12 protein-coding genes, 1 other RNA gene and 1 pseudogene are annotated in these 18,816 nt (G+C 62.3%); 5 read left to right on the top strand and 9 right to left on the bottom strand.

Annotated features, from left to right (window positions below; translation table 11 throughout):
* Positions 1-68: 68 nt before the first annotated feature.
* The 7 genes and pseudogenes from CKW37_RS32485 to CKW37_RS17860 form a co-directional block, all read right to left on the bottom strand.
* Positions 69-293, bottom strand: a complete 225-nt coding sequence (locus CKW37_RS32485; RefSeq protein ID WP_143502025.1) for a hypothetical protein — start codon at positions 291-293, stop codon at positions 69-71.
* 397 nt (positions 294-690) lie between these two features.
* A pseudogene (locus CKW37_RS33275) lies at positions 691-792 on the bottom strand (hypothetical protein); the annotation flags it as partial.
* A 392-nt stretch (positions 793-1,184) separates the two neighbouring features.
* Positions 1,185-1,281: signal recognition particle sRNA small type (gene ffs / locus CKW37_RS17880), an RNA gene on the bottom strand.
* A gap of 121 nt (positions 1,282-1,402) precedes the next feature.
* On the bottom strand, positions 1,403-3,760 hold the full coding sequence (gene ligA / locus CKW37_RS17875; RefSeq protein ID WP_095157041.1) for an NAD-dependent DNA ligase LigA: 2,358 nt from the start codon (positions 3,758-3,760) through the stop codon (positions 1,403-1,405).
* A gap of 87 nt (positions 3,761-3,847) precedes the next feature.
* A complete protein-coding gene (gene zipA, locus CKW37_RS17870) occupies positions 3,848-4,714 on the bottom strand; it encodes a cell division protein ZipA (RefSeq protein WP_095157040.1) in 867 nt (288 codons plus the stop codon).
* A gap of 201 nt (positions 4,715-4,915) precedes the next feature.
* A complete protein-coding gene (gene smc / locus CKW37_RS17865) occupies positions 4,916-8,404 on the bottom strand; it encodes a chromosome segregation protein SMC (protein ID WP_095157039.1) in 3,489 nt (1,162 codons plus the stop codon).
* A gap of 2 nt (positions 8,405-8,406) precedes the next feature.
* Positions 8,407-9,066 (bottom strand): GntR family transcriptional regulator, encoded by a 660-nt coding sequence (locus CKW37_RS17860; protein WP_095157038.1) that lies wholly within the window; start codon positions 9,064-9,066, stop codon positions 8,407-8,409.
* A 398-nt stretch (positions 9,067-9,464) separates the two neighbouring features.
* Between CKW37_RS17860 and xdhA the strand changes: the two genes are divergently transcribed.
* The 4 genes from xdhA to guaD all read left to right on the top strand — a co-directional run bounded on the left by xdhA (position 9,465) and on the right by guaD (position 15,589).
* Positions 9,465-10,919 carry a xanthine dehydrogenase small subunit gene (xdhA, locus tag CKW37_RS17855; protein ID WP_095157037.1) on the top strand — a complete coding sequence of 485 codons (1,455 nt, stop codon included), beginning with the start codon at positions 9,465-9,467 and terminating at the stop codon, positions 10,917-10,919.
* On the top strand, positions 10,912-13,311 hold the full coding sequence (gene xdhB / locus CKW37_RS17850; protein WP_095157036.1) for a xanthine dehydrogenase molybdopterin binding subunit: 2,400 nt from the start codon (positions 10,912-10,914) through the stop codon (positions 13,309-13,311). The genes xdhA and xdhB overlap by 8 nt, the downstream gene beginning before the upstream one ends.
* A 117-nt stretch (positions 13,312-13,428) precedes the next feature.
* Complete coding sequence (xdhC, locus tag CKW37_RS17845; RefSeq protein ID WP_095157035.1) at positions 13,429-14,274, top strand: xanthine dehydrogenase accessory protein XdhC; 846 nt, start codon at positions 13,429-13,431, stop codon at positions 14,272-14,274.
* 10 nt (positions 14,275-14,284) lie between these two features.
* Complete coding sequence (guaD, locus tag CKW37_RS17840; protein ID WP_095157034.1) at positions 14,285-15,589, top strand: guanine deaminase; 1,305 nt, start codon at positions 14,285-14,287, stop codon at positions 15,587-15,589.
* Positions 15,590-15,679: 90 nt separating this feature from the next.
* On the opposite strand, the gene CKW37_RS17835 is transcribed toward guaD, so the two are convergent.
* The gene (locus CKW37_RS17835; protein ID WP_095157033.1) at positions 15,680-16,450 is read right to left on the bottom strand and encodes a GntR family transcriptional regulator; all 771 of its coding nucleotides are present in this window, start codon (positions 16,448-16,450) and stop codon (positions 15,680-15,682) included.
* Positions 16,451-16,919: 469 nt separating this feature from the next.
* Between CKW37_RS17835 and CKW37_RS17830 the strand changes: the two genes are divergently transcribed.
* Positions 16,920-18,155: an NCS2 family permease gene (locus tag CKW37_RS17830; RefSeq protein ID WP_225422462.1), complete on the top strand. Its 1,236-nt coding sequence runs from the start codon at positions 16,920-16,922 to the stop codon at positions 18,153-18,155.
* A 172-nt stretch (positions 18,156-18,327) separates the two neighbouring features.
* Here the strand turns inward: CKW37_RS17830 and uraH are convergent, their stop codons facing one another.
* Positions 18,328-18,681, bottom strand: a complete 354-nt coding sequence (uraH, locus tag CKW37_RS17825) for a hydroxyisourate hydrolase (protein WP_095157031.1) — start codon at positions 18,679-18,681, stop codon at positions 18,328-18,330.
* Positions 18,682-18,816 lie beyond the last annotated feature (135 nt).

Below are 18,816 nucleotides of genomic sequence, written 5' to 3'. Positions count from 1 at the left end.
CCTTCCTTTCATTTCTGCCTTCCCAGTGTTGTGCCCGCCAACCCGGCAAAGAATCGTAAAAAAGGCATTTAGAAATGCTTCTGAGGCGCGCATTTTCGGTCGCCGGACTGCACGGCGTTGCATGCATCTTCGGCGGCGCTGTAGGCGTCCAGGTATTGCTTGCGTTCATCGATACGCTGTTGAGGGGTGCCGCCAGGACATCCTCCGTCGATCATATCGATAGCCGTCTTGGTCATGAACATTACCGTCTCGGTGCTGCTGGTGACGGAGGCGTTATTGGGGATCTTCGTCATCCGAGGTGTCGCTCGAGGTGTCGCCCAAGGTGACGACATCCATGACAACCATGAAAGGCAGGGCAACGCTCATGATTCCGACACCAAGAACGTCGCCGTCCTTGGCGGAGTCGACGATCATCTGACCAGTCTGGCCGGTATGGGTAGAGCAGCCGGCAAGCGCCAGCATTGCCATGACGGTTAGAATTTTCCGCATGTTTGATTCCTGTAGGGACGGGACACTGGTTTCTTGGCCAATGGCTGCGCCCTTCGGAATTTCTGCCCGCAAGCGTTTGTGATGCCCGGATAGGCCTCGACTCTCTTCGGCCGCCCAGGTCAATGCCAATGCGCCTTTATCGTCTTCCATTTCCCAGGGGCTATACGAATACGGAGTTCTGCCTGGATGGATTGCGCCGAAGTCTGCTACCCGAACTGGGTTTTCTTCAGCTACGTAATCGTCCAGACACTTCGGCAGCAATGTGAACTGCGTCCGAACCTCACCCTCAATGAATCGCTTCATGATTGTCCCTGCCACGATCACGATAATCAGGAGGTTAGACAATCGCTGATGTTTTCACACAATCTGGGCCGTTTTCTGCCATAGGCGCCCTCCTCAAGCAGCGCCCCAAAGGCCCCTATCTGCTCGCGATGCAGGTCAGCCGCCAAGCGCATGACCGCAAAAAAAGAGAGTTCCCCCATTCCGATCAGACGCGCTTTTCACCCAAGGCAGCGTCAAGACAGGCACGAATGTAGGACACATCCCGATTCAACACCGGACGCTTACTGACTTTTATTGAGAGAAGAAACCTCAGAAAAGAGGCAATGACAGAACAAGCGATGCAGGCTGATCCGCAGGTGAAGGGTGTTGCCGACAGGGTCAGAGAGACTTTCAGACCCCGGAAATGGAGGCGGCCCCACCAGCCACACCCCGGCACACAATGTTCCCGCTGTGGCTGCTGCCTTCCGGCTCTGACCAGGTTCACGGGTAATCGTTGCGGGGGGACCGATGGGGCCACCACTACGCGACTCGCCAAGTGGCGAGCCGCGCCATTGTACCGGTCTGAGAGGGAGTTACAACCTCCAGCGCGAGAAAAAACCATCATTTCTCAATGACTTGTCCCGCTGACCGATCAGACGCTGATGCCCTGCTCCGCCAAAAAGGCCACGAATGCGTCCTCGTCCATCACCTTCACCCCCAATTCACTGGCCTTGGCCAGCTTGGAGCCGGCACCGGGGCCAGCGACGACGCAGTGGGTCTTGCCCGACACGGAACCGGCAACTTTCGCACCGAGGCTTTCCAGTTTGTCTTTGGCGATATCACGGCTCATGCGCTCCAGCGTACCGGTCAGCACCCAGGTCTGGCCGGCCAGGGGCAAGCCTTCGGCAACTTTCTTCTCGCTTGCCCAGTGCATGCCGAACTCCAGCAACTGGGCTTCAATGGCACGTGCCAGTTCGCGGTTGGCTTCAATCAGGAAGAATTCCCGCACGGCTTCGGCCTGCTTGGCCGCCAGGGCCTGGCGCAGGTCGATGCCGTCGGCTTCGATGATTTTTTCCAGACTGCCCAGCTTGGCCACCAGCTTTTCCGCGCCGGTGGGACCGACCGAGGAAATATCCAGCTTGGCGATCATTCCGGCCAGGGTCGTGCTGGCGGCGAACTCGGCGCTCAGTTCGCCTTCGTCCTGAAGCTGCATGCCGCAGTCCAGCAGTTGCTGGATGACGTTGCGGTTGTGCTCGTCCTCGAAGAAGTTGTGAATCTCGTAGGCAACTTCGAGACCGATGTCCGGCAGGTAGGTCAGCACCTGCGGCAACGCCTTCATCACGCGCTGTAACGAGCCCAGCGAGCGAGCCAGGACCTTGGCGGTTTCCTCGCCCACATCAGGGATGCCCAGCGCATAGATGAAGCGCGCCAGACCCGGACGCTTGCTGTCTTCGATGGCGGCCAGCAGTTTGTTGCTGGAGACTTCGGCGAAGCCTTCCAGCTCGACCACCTGTTCATAGGTCAGGCGATACAGATCAGCCGGCGAGGCGATCAGGCCCTCGTCCACCAGTTGCTCGACGCTCTTCTCGCCCAGGCCTTCGATGTCCATGGCGCGGCGCGAGACGTAGTGAATGATCGCCTGCTTGAGTTGCGCCGCGCAGGCCAGGCGGCCGACGCAACGGTACACCGCGCCTTCGCTGACGGTCTCCTTGCCCTTGCTGCGCTTGACCAGTTGCGTGCGTTCAACCTGCGAGCCGCACACCGGGCACTCGGTGGGAATCTGCACCGGACGGACGCTGGCCGGGTCACGCCGCTCGGTGACCACTTGCATGACCTGCGGAATGACGTCGCCAGCGCGGCGGATGATCACCGTGTCGCCGATCATCACGCCCAGGCGCTCCACTTCGTCCATATTGTGCAGCGTGGCATTGGCCACGGTGACGCCAGCCACCTTGACCGGCTTGAGCCGCGCCACCGGCGTGACGGCACCGGTCCGGCCGACCTGGAATTCCACATCGAGCACTTCGGTGAGTTCTTCCATGGCCGGGAATTTGTGGGCGATGGCCCAGCGCGGCTCACGGGCGCGGAAGCCCAACTCGCGCTGGGAGGCCAGGCTGTTGACCTTGAACACCACGCCGTCGATCTCGTAGGGCAGATCGTTACGTCGCGCGCCGATGTCGTGGTAGTAGGCCAGGCACTCCTCGATTCCGGCGGCGTGTCGCAACTCGCGGCTGATGGGCATGCCCCAGGTCTTGAGCTTTTCGAGGATGCCGATATGGGTGTCGGCGATCGCCTCGGACACCTGGCCCAGACCATAGCAGCAGAATTCCAGCGGGCGGCTGGCGGTGATCTTCGAATCCAGTTGGCGCAGGCTGCCGGCAGCGGCGTTGCGCGGGTTGGCGAAGGTCTTGCCGCCGATCTCGGCCTGGGCGGCGTTGAGTTTGTCGAAGCCGGCCTTGCTCATGAACACTTCGCCGCGCACTTCCAGCACTTCGGGCCAGCCGGTGCCGTGCAGCTTGAGCGGGATATTACGGATGGTGCGCACGTTGACGCTGATGTCCTCGCCGGTGGTACCGTCGCCGCGGGTGGCGCCTTGCACCAGTTGACCGTTGCGGTACAGCAGGCTCACGGCCAGACCATCGAGTTTGGGCTCGCAGCTGTAGTCGACGGGCGCACCGCCACCGAACAGGTCGCCAGCCGGCAGGTCCAGGCCTTCGACCACGCGGCGGTCGAATTCACGCAGGTCGGTTTCCTCGAAGGCGTTGCCCAGGCTGAGCATCGGCACTTCATGACGCACCTGGCTGAAGGCGGACAGCGCCGCGCCGCCTACACGCTGGGTCGGCGAATCCTCGCTGACCAGTTCCGGGTGCTCGGCTTCCAGCGCCTGCAGTTCGCGGAACAGGCGGTCGTACTCGGCATCCGGCACGCTGGGCTCATCGAGCACGTAGTAGCGGTAGTTGTGCTGGTCGAGTTCGGCACGCAGTTCGAGGATTCGGGTTTCGGCATTCATGGCGGGATTCTCGTGCAAAGCAAAAGAGCAGCCGGGGCTGCTCTTGCATGTTTCGGTGAGGCTGGCGGGGCATGCCCGCCATTGTTCTTAACGTTTCTGGGTCAGGGCGCGGCGCTCGAACTCGACGATGCGCTGACGGTAGTGCTCGATGGTCTGGGCGGTCATGACGCTGCGCTGATCATCTTTCAATTCGCCGTTCAGCTCGTGGGCCAGTTTGCGCGCGGCGGCGACCATCACGTCGAACGCCTGCTTAGGATGCCGTGGGCCCGGCAGGCCGAGGAAGAAGCTGACGGCGCGGGTGCTGAAGTGGTCAATGTCGTCCAGGTCGAAGACGCCCGGCTTGACCGCGTTGGCCATGGAGAACAGGACTTCGCCATTGCCCGCCATGCTTTCGTGACGGTGGAAGATGTCCATTTCGCCGAAGCGCAGGCCGCTTTCGAGGATGTTCTGCAACAGGGCCGGGCCTTTGAAGCCGCCTTCGTCGCGGGAGATCACACTGATTACCAACACTTCCTCGACTTGCGGCAGTTCCTTGCCTTCGCTGGCGGAACCGTAGCCGGTGGTCTTGGTGTTTTCCGCAGGGAAGTCGTCGTCGATGTCACCGAACAGATCAGGCTCGCGCGAATCGGCGCTCAGGTTCAGGTCGCCCTGCTGTGGCTCGGTGCCACGTTTGCCGCGTTTGTTGGCCTTGCCGGCCTTTGGCTCGCGTGCAGGCGCGCTCATCGACGGCAGATCATCCTCGTCGAGTTGCGGCTCCTTGTGCGTGTCGAGTACGCGGGGTGGCCCCAATACTTCGGCGCTGGTTTCTTCATCCGGGATATTGGACAAACTGCGGTCCAGACGGAACTTCAACTTGCCCTTGCCGCCGCGCATGCGGCGCCAGCCGTCAAAGAGAATACCGGCAATGACTATGATGCCGATGACGATCAGCCATTCGCGCAGACCGATTTCCATGTAATCCCGTGCCTCTGTGAAAAATGCTGAAAAATAAAAGGGTTAAAACCCTTTAAAACGTGGCGCCAACTCTATGTTCTGACTGACGTTTTACCCACGTACGAAAAATTGACATTAAGCTAGCACGACCAAAGATAACTTTACACCGTCTGTCGCAACGGACAGGTTCATTTAGCCCGGGTTCGTGCTTCATATCTCGTATCAGGCGTCGACCATGGCCATCGCCTCCTCCACATCCACCGCCACCAGCCGCGAGCAGCCTGGCTCGTGCATGGTTACCCCCATCAGTTGATCGGCCATTTCCATGGCGATCTTGTTATGGGTGATATAGATGAACTGCACGGTCTGACTCATCTCTTTTACCAGCCGCGCATAACGGCCGACGTTGGCATCGTCGAGCGGTGCATCGACTTCATCGAGCATGCAGAACGGTGCCGGGTTCAATTTGAAGATGGCAAATACCAACGCCAGGGCGGTCAGCGCTTTTTCACCGCCGGAGAGCAAATGAATAGTGCTGTTCTTCTTTCCTGGCGGGCGCGCCATGATCGTTACCCCTGTATCGAGTAAATCTTCGCCCGTCAGTTCCAGATACGCACTGCCGCCACCGAAAACTTTTGGAAAAAGTGCCTGCAAACCGGCATTTATCTGATCGAAGGTATCTTTGAAACGATTACGCGTTTCCTTGTCGATCTTGCGAATGACGTTTTCCAGCGTGTCCAGGGCTTCGACCAGATCGGCGTCCTGGGCATCGAGGTAGCGCTTGCGCTCGGACTGTTGCTGGTATTCCTCGATTGCCGCGAGGTTGATTGCGCCCAAACGCTGGATGCGCCCGTCAAGGCGCTCCAGTTCGGCCTCGGCCTCCTGTTCGTTGGCCTCCTCGGTCAGGGTCGCCAGCACGCCGTCCAGGTCGTAGCCGTCGGCATGCAGTTGCTCGTGCAGGGTCTTGCGCCGCACGCTCAGGCCTTGCCATTCCATGCGGTGCTGCTCGAGCTGGCCGCGCAGCAACTGGGATTGTTGCTCGGCCTGGCTGCGGCGCTTCTCGGCGTCACGCAACTCGCGGTCGGCATCCTCCATGTGCAGACGCGCCAGACGCATTTCTTCGTCGACGCTCATGCGCTTTTCCAGCAGTTCTTCGAGCTTGAGGCGCAGCTCTTCCAGCGGCGCCTCGCCCTCTTCCAGGTTCAGGCTCAACTGTTCGCGCTTTTCGCTCAGGCGCTCGGATTGCAGCTCCAGGCGCTCCAGGGCCTGGCGGGTGGAATCGTGCTGGGCCCGCAGCGAGCCGAGGCGCACCGCGAGCTGGTGGGCGTGATCCTTGTGTTGACGCGCTTCCTGGCGCACCCGGTCGAGGTGTTCGCGCAAGCCATCGCGCTGGGCCAGGAGCATTTCCCGCTGCTCGGTATCCTGAGCCATCAGTTCCAGCGCTTCCTGCAGCACTAAACGGGACTCGCCCAGTTGTTCCTGCTCGATCCCACGCTGCTCCGCAGATTCCGCCAGTTCGTCTTCAAGACGCCGACGACGCAGGCCCAGTTGCTCGGCGCGGGCCTTGCCAGCGGACAGGCGCGCCTTCAGCTCACCTTGCTGGCGGGCTTCGTCCTGGGCACGGCGGCGCAGTTGTTCACGGCCGTCTTCAAGCTGGCGCTGCTGGTCGCGCTGGTCGTTCAGTTCTTCGTCCAGTTGCGCCAGCCGGGCTTGCTGTTCTTCCTGTTCCAGGCCAAGACGCTCCAGCTCCTGGCCGCGGGCGAGCACGCCGCCCTGAGCATCACTGGCACGGCTGACCCGCAGGAAGTGGCGGCCGACCCAATAACCGTCGCGACTGACCAGACTCTCGCCCTCGGCCAGTTGTCCGCGCAGCGCCAGCGCCCGATCGAGACTCTCCACCGGCTTGACCCGGCCCAGCCACGGCGACAGATCCACCGCGCTTTCGACCTTGTCCAGCAGACTGCCCGGCACCTGCGCGGCGCCAAGGCTGGCGTCCAGCAGGCGCAGTTCGCCCTGGTCGAAACCGTCGAAGCCCAGATCGCTGAACGAATCCACCAGCACCGCTTGCAGGTCGGCGCCCAACACGGTTTCCACCGCCAGCTCCCAGCCCGGCTCGACGCGCAGGCCTTCGGCCAATCGCGGGCGCTGCTCCAGGCCATGCTCGCGCAGCCACTGGGCGGCGCCGCTGCCAGGTTCCAGCGCAGCCTGTTGCAAGGCTTCCAGCGATGCCAGACGACCACCAAGACGCTGCAACTCGCCCTGCGCCTGCTGCTGGGCCTGGGTGGCCTGTTGCAGGCGTTCGCGCAGGTGATCGAGGCGCTCGGCAGACTGTTGTTCTTCCAGTTGCAGGTCTTCCAGCAGCAGTTCGCTGCTGGCAACTTGCTCGGCCAGCTCGAGGATCGCCGCGTCTTCCGGGTCGGCGCTGAGCTGATCGCGTTCTTCGCCCAGCTTGCGCTGGCGCTCGGCCAGGCGTTCGAGGCTGTGTTCCAGTTGCTGGATGCGCGACTGCTGCACCTCGGCCTGGCGGCGCGGCTCGGCGGAACGGGCGTTGAAGCTGTCCCATTGTTCCTGCCAGCCGTGCATGGTGGTTTCGGCTTCTTCAAGTGTCGCGGAGGCTTCCTCGGCCGCGGCCAGGGTCATTTCCTGTTCCGGGTCGAGCATCTCCAGTTCTTCGCCAAGGGTCGCCAGCAAGGTGCGGTCGTGCCCCAGGTGCGATTCGGTTTCCTGGCGCGAGCGCTCGGCTTCCTTGAGGTCGTCCTGCAATTGGCGCAGGCGCTGCTGGCCGTGCTGGATACTTTGCTCGACCCGGGCGATGTCGCCGCCGACCGAATAGAAGCGGCCCTGGACCAGATTGAAACGCTCGGACAGTTCGTGATGACCATCGCGCAACCGCTCGATACTCGCATCGGCGTTGCGCTGCTCGGCCACCAGCGCCTCGAAGGACACTTCCTGGTCGCCGATAACGCTTTCGCGCTGGCTGACCTGGGTGTCCAGCGCGCGCCAGCGCAGGGCCGACAGTTGCGCCTTGAGCTGGCGTTCTTCGGCCTTGTATTCCTTGTATTTCTCCGCCGCCTGGGCCTGCCGGTGCAGGCGTTCGAGCTGGCGCTCCAGCTCTTCGCGCAAGTCGGTCAGGCGCTCGAGGTTTTCGTGGGTGCGGCGGATGCGGTTCTCGGTTTCGCGGCGGCGCTCCTTGTACTTGGAGATGCCCGCGGCTTCCTCGATGAAGTTGCGCAGTTCTTCCGGCTTCGCCTCGATGAGCTTGGAGATCATGCCCTGCTCGATGATCGAGTAGCTGCGCGGGCCCAGGCCGGTGCCGAGGAAGATATCGGTGATGTCACGGCGCCGGCACTTGGTGCCGTTGAGGTAGTAAGTGTTCTGCGCGTCGCGGGTGACCTTGCGCCGGATCGAGATCTCGGCGTAGGCGGCGTATTCGCCCACCAGGGTGTTGTCGCTGTTGTCGAAGACCAGTTCGATGCTGGCCTGGCTGACCGGCTTGCGGCTGGTGGAGCCGTTGAAGATGACGTCGGTCATCGATTCGCCGCGCAGGTTCTTCGCCGAGCTTTCGCCCATGACCCAGCGCACCGCATCGATGATGTTGGACTTGCCGCAGCCGTTAGGGCCGACTACCGCGGCCATGTTGCTGGGAAAATTGACGGTGGTCGGGTCGACGAACGACTTGAACCCCGCCAGGCGAATGCACTTCAGGCGCATGGTCAGTCAGTCACCAGGGCCGACAGCACCAGTTCACAACTGCGTCCGCAGTACTCGGTGAGCACCTGGCGGATTCGCGCCAGGTCACCGGCGACCACCGCCTGAAGCAATTCGGTGAACAGCACCAGGAAGTCGTTCATTTCCGCCTTGCGCTGGTCCAGGGCCAGGTAATAGGTGCGACTCATGGCCGGCTGCAGGTTCTCGACGGTTTCCTGCAGGTAGGGATTGTTGGCAAACGGATAGGCGGCGCGCATCACCGCGAAGCTCTCTTCGACGAAGGCCTTGATGTCCTGGCGCGCGCAAGCCTCTTGCAGGCGCTGCTGAATGGCCAGGAACGGCGCCAGCTCGGCATCGCTGGTGCGCCGCGTGGCGACGGCATTGCCGAGCAGGATGTACAGCTCGCTCATCAGGGTGCAGAGGCTGCGCACGTTGAGTTCGTTGAGAACGGTCACGTGGGCGCCACGGCGCGGCAGGATGGTCACCAGATGACGGCGTTCGAGAATCAACAGGGCTTCGCGCACCGAGCCACGGCTGACATTCAGTGCCTGGGTGACCTTCTGTTCCTGGATGCGTTCTGCAGGCTTGAGTTCACCCCGGATGATCCGTTCGGCCAGGTAGTGGGCAATTTGCTCGGAGAGGCTGTCCGGCGCCTTGAACGTCATGGTTTTCCTTCAAAATCGTTGAACGGCTAAAAACGCGGAAGTGTAACGCAAATGCCCACTGCCAGCATGCTGGAGCCGTCATCCCCGCGAGGCTTTTCCTACAACACGCTCTCCCCCTCTGGAACGGCCTCCCGCCGTGCGCGCTTCACCCTTCGCGAAAGGATCCCCACAAGGCTAGCTGACGCTTCAACAGCCCGCATCAGTCGTTTCACTCGTCTATTTAGGAATTCAGCTACAGAAAGCCTGCTTAACTGAAACACAGGGATTAGCGCATTGGGAGAGCGGCCGAATGGATTTTCTTGACCTACAGGTCAGAAAATCATTGACCGGAAAGTCAAGGCTGAATACATTTCGCCTCAGTCCGCTCAACAACAATAATTCGCTTGTGAGGCCCTTCCGTGATCCAGTTTCTCTTGAACCAGGAGTTGCGCAGTGAGCATGCCCTGGACCCCAACCTGACGGTACTCGAGTATCTGCGCGAGCACCTGGGTAAAACCGGCACCAAGGAGGGCTGCGCCAGTGGTGACTGCGGCGCGTGCTCCGTGGTGGTCGCCGAACGCATTACTGACGAAAACGGCCAGGACAGCCTGCAATACCGCAGCCTGAACTCCTGCCTGACGTTCGTCTCGTCGCTGCACGGCAAACAGTTGATCAGCGTCGAAGGCCTCAAGCACCAGGGCAAGCTGCACAGCGTGCAACAGGCGCTGTCCGACTGCCACGGCTCGCAGTGCGGTTTCTGCACGCCGGGCTTCGTCATGTCTCTGTTCGCCCTGCAAAAGAACAGCGATCAGCCCGACCTGCACAAAGCCCACGAAGCCCTCGCTGGCAACCTGTGTCGCTGCACCGGCTACCGGCCGATCCTCGCCGCCGCCGAGCAGGCCTGCTGCCAAGCCCAGCCCGACCAGTTCGACGCCGCCCAGGCGCAGACCATCGCCCGCCTCAAGGCCATCGCGCCGACGGAAACCGGAGAACTCAACAGCGGCGACAAGCGCTGCCTGGTGCCGCTGACCGTGGCTGACCTCGCCGATCTCTATGGCTCGCACCCGGAAGCCCGGCTGCTGGCCGGCGGCACCGACCTGGCGCTGGAAGTGACCCAGTTCCACCGGACGCTGCCGGTGATGATCTATGTCGGCAACGTCGCCGAACTCAAGCGCGTCGAGCATTTCGACGACCGCATCGAGATCGGCGCGGCCACCCCGCTGACCGACTGCTACGAAGCCCTGCACACTGAATACCCGGACTTCGGCGAGTTGCTGCACCGCTTCGCCTCCCTGCAGATCCGCAACCAGGGCACCCTTGGCGGCAACATCGGCAACGCCTCGCCGATCGGCGACTCGCCGCCGCTGCTGATCGCCCTCGATGCGCAGATCGTCCTGCGCAAGGGCGACAACACCCGCACCCTCAAGCTGGAAGACTATTTCATCGACTACCGCATCACCGCGCGGCAGGAGAGCGAGTTCATCGAGCGCATCATCGTGCCGAAAGCCAAGGCCAACTGGGTCTTCCGCGCGTACAAGGTGTCGAAACGGCTGGACGACGATATTTCCGCGGTGTGCGCCGCCTTCAACCTGCGCATCGACAACGGTGTGATCGAGCACGCCCGGGTTGCCTTCGGCGGCATGGCGGCGATCCCGAAACGCGCCCGCGCCTGTGAAGCCGCGCTGACCGACAAGCCGTTCAACCAGGCCACCCTGGAGAAAGCCTGCCAGGCCCTGAGCGAAGACTTCACACCGCTCTCGGATTTCCGCGCCAGCAAGGAATACCGCCTGCTGGGCGCGCAGAACCTGCTGCGCAAGTACTTCATCGAACTGCAAACACCGCACATCGAGACCCGGGTGACCGATTATGTCTAACCACCACGCGCCCAAGAGCCAGGCGGAAATGGCCGAGCTGTTCGCCCAGGACCTGACCACCGGTGTCGGTCGCAGCGTCAAGCACGACAGCGCCGACAAACAGGTGTCCGGCGAGGCCGTGTACATCGATGACCGCCTGGAATTCCCCAACCAGTTGCACGTGTACGCCCGCACCGCCGACCGCGCCCACGCGCGCATCCTGAAAGTGGACACCACGCCGTGCTACGCCTTCGAAGGCGTGCGCATCGTCATTACCCACGAAGACATTCCGGGCCTGAAGGACATCGGCCCGGTCGTGGCCGGCGACCCGCTGCTGGCCATCGACAAGGTGGAGTTCTTCGGCCAGCCGGTGCTCGCCGTGGCCGCCCGTGACCTCGACACTGCGCGCCGCGCGGCGATGGCGGCGATCATCGAGTACGAAGACCTGGAGCCGGTGCTCGACGTGGTCGAGGCGTACCGCAAGAAACACTTCGTGCTGGACAGCCACACCCACCAGCGCGGCGACTCCGTTACCGCCCTGGCCAGCGCCCCGCACCGTCTGCAAGGCACTTTGCACATCGGCGGCCAGGAACACTTCTACCTGGAAACCCAGATTTCCTCGGTGATGCCCACCGAAGACGGCGGCATGATCGTGTTCTGCTCGACCCAGAACCCCACCGAAGTGCAGAAACTGGTCGCCGAAGTGCTCGACGTGCCGATGAACAAGATTGTCCTCGACATGCGCCGCATGGGCGGCGGCTTCGGCGGCAAGGAAACCCAGGCGGCCAGCCCCGCCTGCCTGTGCGCGGTGGTTGCACGCCTGACCGGCCAGCCCACCAAGATGCGCCTGCCGCGCGTCGAAGACATGATGATGACCGGCAAGCGCCACCCGTTTTACGTCGAGTACGACGTCGGTTTTGACGACAACGGTCGCCTGCACGGCATCAACTTCGACCTGGCCGGCAACTGCGGCTATTCGCCGGACCTCTCGGGCTCGATCGTCGACCGCGCCATGTTCCACTCCGACAACGCCTACTACTTGGGCGATGCCACGGTGCACGGCCACCGCTGCAAGACCAACACCGCGTCCAATACCGCCTACCGTGGCTTCGGCGGCCCGCAAGGCATGGTCGCCATCGAAGAAGTGATGGACCATATCGCCCGCCATCTGGGCCGCGACCCGCTGGACGTGCGCAAGGCCAATTACTACGGCAAGACCGAGCGCAACGTCACCCATTACTACCAGACCGTCGAACACAACCTGATCGAGGAAATGACCGCCGACCTCGAAGCGAGCAGCGACTATGCCGAGCGCCGCGAGTCGATCCGCCGCTTCAACGCCCACAGCCCGGTATTGAAAAAAGGCCTGGCGCTGACCCCGGTGAAATTCGGCATCTCGTTCACCGCGACCTTCCTCAACCAGGCCGGTGCGCTGATCCACATCTACACCGACGGCAGCATCCACCTGAACCACGGTGGCACCGAGATGGGCCAGGGCTTGAACACCAAGGTCGCCCAAGTGGTGGCCGAAGTGTTCCAGGTCGATTTCGACCGTATTCAGATCACCGCCACCAACACCGACAAGGTGCCGAACACTTCGCCGACCGCGGCCTCCAGCGGCGCCGACCTGAACGGCAAGGCCGCGCAGAACGCTGCCGAGATCCTCAAGAAACGCCTGGTCGAGTTTGCCGCGCGGCAGTGGAAGGTCACCGAGGAAGACGTGGAATTCCGCAACGGTCACGTGCGCATCCGCGACGAGATCGTCAGCTTCGAGACGCTGGTGCAACAGGCGTACTTCGCCCAGGTATCGCTGTCGAGCACCGGGTTCTACAAGACGCCGAAGATTTTCTATGACCGCAACCAGGCGCGTGGCCGGCCGTTCTACTACTTCGCCTTCGGCGCCGCCTGCGTCGAAGTGATCGTCGACACCCTGACCGGCGAGTACAAGATGCTCCGCGCCGACATCCTCCACGACGTCGGCGACTCGCTGAACCCGGCCATCGACATCGGCCAGGTGGAAGGCGGCTTCGTTCAAGGCATGGGCTGGCTGACCACCGAGGAACTGGTGTGGAACGCCAAGGGCAAGCTGATGACCAACGGCCCGGCCAGCTACAAGATCCCCGCGGTGGCGGACATGCCGCTGGATATGCGGGTGAAGCTGGTGGAAAACCGCAAGAACCCGGAAGACACCGTGTTCCATTCCAAGGCCGTGGGCGAGCCGCCGTTCATGCTCGGCATCGCCGCCTGGTGCGCGATCAAGGACGCCGTGGCGAGCATCGCCGATTACCGCGAGCATCCGCAGATCGACGCGCCGTCGACACCGGAGCGGGTGCTGTGGGGCTGTGAGCAGATGCGCAAGGTAGTGGCGGCACGGGCAGTTGCAAAACCGCAAGTGGAAACCGTGACCCACTGACGCCGCCTCCCCCTGTAGGAGCGAGCTTGCTCGCGATAGCGATCGAACAGGCGCCATCGCGAGCAAGCTCGCTCCTACACAAGGGGCGACATCGAATCCTGAAGAGGATCAGAAATCATGCACCAATGGATCAATGCCCTCGCCGAGCTACAGGAACAGGGCGAGCCCTGCGTCCTGGTGACCATCATCGAGGAGCGCGGCTCGACCCCGCGTAATGCCGGCTCGAAGATGGTGGTCAGCGCCAACCGTCTGTTCGATACCATCGGCGGCGGGCACCTGGAATTCAAGGCCATGCACATCGCCCGGCAGATGCTCACCGAAGGCCGTGAATCGCCGCACCTGGAGCGCTTCAGTCTTGGCGCCAGCCTCGGCCAGTGCTGCGGCGGCGCCACGGTACTGCTGTTCGAACCCATGGGCGCGGTGCAGGCGCAGATCGCCGTGTTCGGCGCGGGCCACGTCGGCCGCGCTCTGGTACCCTTGCTCGCCGCGCTGCCCTGCCGGGTGCGCTGGATCGACTCGCGCGAGCAGGAATTCCCCGAGCACATTCCCGCCGGCGTCTGGAAAGTCGTCAGCGAGGAGCCGGTGGATGAGGTCGACGAGCTGCCCCCCGGCAGCTACTGCATCGTCATGACCCACAACCATCAGCTCGACCTGGAACTCACCGCCGCCATCCTCAAGCGCAATGACTTCACCTGGTTCGGCCTGATCGGCTCGAAGACCAAGCGCGCCAAGTTCGAGCACCGCCTGCGCGACCGCGGCTTCGAAGCCGAGCGCATGCAACGCATGCGTTGCCCGATGGGGCTGGCCGAGGTCAAGGGCAAGCTGCCGATCGAGATCGCCGTGTCCATCGCCGCCGAAATCATCGCCACCTATAACGCCAGCTTCGGCCTGCACAACCCGGCCGCGAACGCTGAACCCATCGCCCAACTGCTGCCGCCCTCACGGCGCAGCCACGCCATTTGACGAGAGTGTTATGAGCGCAACCCGCAAAGCCTACCGATCCGCCATCCTGCACAGCGTCGCCGACCCGGCCGAAGTCGGCATCGAGGCCTCCTTCGAGTATTTCGAAGACGGTCTACTGGTGGTCGACAACGGCAAGATCAGCCGCCTCGGCCATGCCAGCGACCTGCTGCCGACGCTGCCCGCCGATATCGAAGTGGTGCATTACCAGGACAGCCTGATCACCCCCGGCTTCATCGACACCCACATCCACTTCCCGCAGACCGGCATGATCGGCTCCTACGGCGAACAACTGCTGGACTGGCTGAACACCTACACCTTCCCGTGCGAACGCCAGTTCGCCGACAAGGCACATGCCGACAAGGTGGCGAAGATTTTCGTCGAAGAGCTGCTGCGCAACGGCACCACCACTGCCCTGGTGTTCGGCAGCGTTCACCCTGAATCGGTCAACGCCTTCTTCGAAGAGGCCGAGCGCCTGGACCTGCGGATGATCGCCGGCAAGGTGATGATGGACCGCAACGCCCCGGACTACCTGACCGACACCGCCGAATCCGGCTACGCCGAAAGCAAAGCGCTGATCGAGCGCTGGCACGGCAAGGGCCGCCTGCACTACGCGGTGACTCCACGCTTCGCGCCGACCAGCACCCCGGAGCAACTGCAACTGGCCGGGCAACTGCTGGGCGAATACCCGGACCTGTACATGCACACCCACCTGAGCGAGAACCTCAAGGAAATCGACTGGGTGAAATCGCTGTTCCCGGAACGCAGCGGCTACCTGGATGTGTACGACCACTTCAAGCTGCTGGGTCAGCGCTCGGTGTTCGCCCACGGCGTGCACCTGTGCGACGCCGAATGCCAGCGCCTGGCCGAAACCGGCTCGGCGGTCGCCTTCTGCCCGACCTCCAACCTGTTCCTCGGCAGCGGTCTGTTCAACCTGTCGCAGGCCGAGCAGTTCAAGGTCAAGGTGGGCCTGGGCACCGACGTCGGCGCCGGCACCAGCTTCTCGCTGCTCAATACGCTGAACGAGGCCTACAAGGTCATGCAGCTACAGGGCACTCGCCTGCATCCTTTCAAGTCGCTGTACCTGGCCACCCTCGGCGGCGCTCGCGCACTGAGCCTGGATGACCGGATCGGCAGCCTGCGGGCGGGCAATGACGCCGACTTCGTGGTGCTCGACTATAAGGCCACGCCGCTGCTGGACTACCGCCTGCAACAGTCCAACAGCATCGAGGAAACCCTGTTCGTGCTGACCACCCTGGGCGATGACCGCACCATCCGCCAGACCTTCGCGGCGGGGAACTGCGTGCACCAGCGCTGATCTTTCCTGACGGAAACGACACGGGGCCAGTTCCCGCAAGCCTTCACTCAGGCTTGCGGGGACTGGCCCCGTGTTCATTGGTGGCGCTTATCAGCTTTTGGCCGAGACCGAACCGCCGCGTTTCTTGCTCTGCAGCAGGTGTGAGAACACCGCGTGCAGGTCGTCCGAGGCGCTTTCCTCGTCGAGGTTGAGCTTGCTGTCGATGTGATCCATGTGATGCATCATCAGGTTCACCGCCAGGGTCGCGTCGCGGGCCTCGATGGCATCGATCAACTGCATGTGCTCGTCATAGGAGCAGTGCGAGCGGTTGCCGCTTTCGTACTGGGCAATGATCAGCGAGGTTTGCGACACCAGGCTGCGCTGGAAACTCACAAGCGGCGCGTTGGCGGCGGCTTCGGCCAGCTTGAGATGGAACTCGCCGGAGAGACGGATGCCGGCGCCACGGTCACCGCGGGAGAAGCTGTCGCGCTCTTCACGGACCATCACGCGCAGTTCGTTCAGCTGCTCGACGGTGGCGTGCTGCACGGCAAGTTCGGTGATCGCCCGCTCCACCATGCGCCGGGAAAAGAACACCTGACGCGCTTCTTCCACGGTTGGGCTGGCAACCACGGCGCCGCGGTTGGGGCGCAACAACACCACACTTTCATGGGCCAGACGCGACAAGGCGCGGCGGATGATGGTGCGGCTGACGCCGAAGATCTCGCCCAGGGCTTCCTCACTCAACTTGGTACCCGGCGCCAATCGCTGTTCGAGAATGGCCTCGAAGATATGCGCGTAGACGATGTCATCCTGGGTACCGCTGCGGCCACCGGTCTTGCCGGCCCGCGGGGCTTTCTTGAGGGGTTGTAGCTGTTCGTTCATGGGCACTCGCGCACGAAGATTCGCCTATCGGACCTCGACTGTAATACCAGCCAGTGGGGCGATGGCAAGTCCTGAGTAGAAAATTAACGGCTAAAGGTATTGCCGCATTGTACACAGCAAACTGCATTTCTGCAGGCGGCGATCTCCGTTATAGCGCCCGCCACCTCTAATGTGCGCACACCTAATAAAACAGTATTTGCATTCTTTGTATACAAACGCATAATCCACCGGGCAACTTCCTGACTCAAAGGTCAACATTCGAGTCGGTCGCCTTGCCAACCCTTCCCTCGCAGAGCCCCGAGTGATCGTGCAGGACCAGCTCTGAAAAACAAGAAAGACTTGAGGAGTACACGCTGTGGAAAGCCGCAAATCCGACGCACCTACGCTGGATCTTGCCCCACCGCTCGAAACGAGCTGGCTGGAGCGGATTTTCAAACTCAAGCTACACGGCACTACCGTAAAGACTGAAATGATCGCCGGCCTGACGACCTTCATCACCATGGCCTACATCATCTTCGTCAACCCCAACATCATGGCCGACGCCGGAATCGACCATGGTGCCGCCTTCGTCGCCACCTGCATAGCCGCCGCCCTGGGCTGCCTGCTGATGGGGCTCTACGCCAACTGGCCGGTCGGGCTGGCACCCGGCATGGGCCTGAACGCCTTCTTCACCTACACCGTGGTCGGGACCATGGGCTACACCTGGGAAGCCGCGCTGGGCGCGGTGTTCGTCTCCGGGGTGCTGTTCATGTTCCTGACCCTTTCACGCGTGCGCGAATGGCTGCTGAACAGCATCCCGGTCAGCCTTCGTCATGCAATGGGCGCCGGCGTCGGATTGTTTCTCGGACTGATCGGCCTCAAGACCGCGGGTATCGTCGTCGACAGCCCGGCCACCCTGATCAAGCTCGGCCACCTGAACGAACCCGGCCCGCTGCTGGCAGCCATCTGCTTCCTGATGATTGCCGTGCTCAGCTACCACCGGGTGTTCGGCGCCATCCTCATCAGCATCATCACCGTCACTCTCGCCGGCTGGGGTCTGGGCCTGGTGGAGTACGGCGGCGTGTTCTCGCTGCCGCCGAGCCTGGCGCCAACCTGGATGGCCATGGATGTCGCCGGGGTGTTCAACGTCAGCATGATCGCCGTGGTTCTGGCGTTCCTCTTCGTGCACATGTTCGACACCGCCGGCACCCTGATGGGCGTCGCCCAGCGCGCCAACCTGGTGAATGCTGACGGCCGCATCGAAAACCTGTCCCGTGCACTCAAGGCAGACAGTGCGTCGAGCGTGTTCGGCGCGGTGGTCGGCGTGCCGCCGGTGACCAGCTATGTGGAGAGTGCTGCGGGCGTTGCCGCCGGTGGTCGCACCGGTCTGACGGCGGTGGTGGTGGGCTTGCTGTTCGTCGCAGCGATGTTCTTCGCGCCGCTGGCGGGCATGATCCCCGCGTATGCCACCGCAGGAGCGCTGATCTACGTCGCCATGTTGATGATGGGCAGCATGGCCCATATCGAATGGGACGAAGCGACCGACACCATTCCCGCGATCGTCACGGTGATCATGATGCCGCTGACGTTCTCGGTCGCGGACGGCATTGCCCTGGGCTTCATTACTTATGTGGTGCTCAAGGCATGTACTGGCCGGCATAAGGAAGTCTCGGCCAGCCTGTGGGTGCTGTGCGCGATCTTCATTGCCAAGTTCATCTTCCTTTAAGGGATAGATGGCGGGACAGGAGCCTCACCTTCGGGTGGGGTTTTTTTTGAGCTGCACGTTGCAAGCGGCAAGCGATCAGACAAGCTGGGCAGCCCGGCACAAAAACAGCAGACGAAAAAAAGCCCGCCAGTGTGAGCGGGCAAGGACCTACGAAGATTCTTCTAGCGACCAACTAGCTTCCGCGATAGGTCGAGTAACTGTAAGGCGAGATCAGCAGCGGAACGTGGTAGTGCTCCTGCTCGGCATTGATGCCGAAACGCAGCACAACCACATCAAGGAAGGCCGGCTGCGGCAACTGCACGCCACGCGCGCGGTAGTAGTCGCCGGCACTGAACTGCAACTGGTAAACACCGCTGCGGTAGTCATCACCCTGCAGCAGCGGCGCGTCGACGCGGCCATCGCTGTTGGTCAGGGCAGTGTTCACCAGCTCCAGTTGCTGGCCTTCGACACGATAGAGCTCGACCTTGATCGAGCTTCCAGGACAGCCATGTGCGGCATCCAGTACATGCGTGGTCAAACGTCCCATTGCTTGCTCGCCTCATTGTTCAATCTGTGGGCAAAAAATACCCGCACAGCACCAGGATCGACCACGGTGGTGTGCGGAAGCTGGATCATTAAGACATTTTATTGAAAAATTGTACACAATTTTTCTAACCAGATT

Source organism: Pseudomonas sp. Irchel 3E13 (assembly GCF_900187455.1).
Lineage (GTDB): Bacteria > Pseudomonadota > Gammaproteobacteria > Pseudomonadales > Pseudomonadaceae > Aquipseudomonas.
This window is presented reverse-complemented; position numbering and strand designations above follow the sequence as displayed.